This is a genomic window from Vibrio sp. Vb1337 (genome assembly GCF_033338715.1).
In the GTDB taxonomy this organism is placed as follows: domain Bacteria; phylum Pseudomonadota; class Gammaproteobacteria; order Enterobacterales; family Vibrionaceae; genus Vibrio; species Vibrio alginolyticus.
On sequence record NZ_JAWOTD010000196.1, the window covers coordinates 1 to 1,156 of the forward strand.

The 1,156-nt window shown below is 45.9% G+C and carries 1 protein-coding gene; it reads right to left on the reverse strand.

Annotated elements, in window-relative coordinates:
• Nucleotides 1–137 precede the first annotated feature (137 nt).
• The coding region (locus R7E42_RS24980) for a TonB-dependent receptor domain-containing protein (protein WP_318073233.1) at nucleotides 138–1,156 on the reverse strand (1,019 nt) is incomplete at its 5' end.

Genomic DNA, 1,156 nt, shown 5'->3' on the forward strand with positions numbered 1-1,156 from the left:
TAGCATTTATCCTTCCGCCCCACCAAAAATTTCGTGGCACAGATAGTACCTGATAAGGCTGAAAAACGCACCTAATGAATCATAGTAAAGCATGATTTAAAAAGGCTGGGACATAGCCCAGCCTTCTTTGAAAGAGATTAGAATGCTACGTCTAACCCTAACCAGTAACGACGTCCATCTTCGACGTACCCATATTCTTTGTAGTTGATGTCTTCATCGAACAGGTTGTAAATCGCACCTTTGATCTTGGTGTTATCCGTCAACTGATACGTTACGCCGGCATCTACAAACGTATAAGCAGGTTCAACGATGCTGTTGCGTGATGGGCCAGTGACCGGATCCATTTCTTTGCCTCGGTAGGTCACTTTCGTCCAACTCTCTAGGTTGTCTGTTGTTTGCCAAGTGACATCAACATTAAACAGGTGCTTTGGAAGTTGCTGAAGTGGCATGCCTTTGTATTCACCCGTTTTTTGCTCCGAGTCGGTAAAGGTATAGCTTGAGCTTAAGTAGATAGTCTCGGTTAGTGGTTTCGCCAACGTTGCTTCTACACCCTGAGTAACAGCTTCATCCACATTAATGCGGTAAGTAGGATCCGCCCCCCATTGGTTTGGGCCATCCGTACAAATTGTATCTGGGCACACCACGCGAGTAATCTTATCTTTAAACTCATTGTGGAAGGCGGTTAACGTCACATCAAGACCAGAATCACCTTGGTAAAGCACACTGATTTCTTTGTTCAGTGAAGTTTCCGGATCCAAATCTGGGTTACCATAAATATTGCCGCCACCACTGACTTGCGCCCAACCTGGGGTAATTTCACGTAACTGAGGAGAGCGGAAGCCTGTCGCCACACCGCCTTTGACCGTCCAAGCAGGATCAACACGCCACACACCATACACTCTCGGGCTAAAATGCGCGCCGTAGTTTTCATCGTGATCCAAACGACCACCTAATGTCAGACTAAAAGGTTCTGCGATCTTCCATTCATCTTCGATGAACACAGCCCATTGAGTATTTGATGCTTTCGTTTTAGATGATGCTTTGTTAGACGTAAAATCTTCCAACTCGGCATGCGTCGCATCGACACCAGTTGTCAGAGTATGCGCGCCCAACCCTTTAACTAGGCTGGATTTAAACGTGGTATTTACAATAGTCA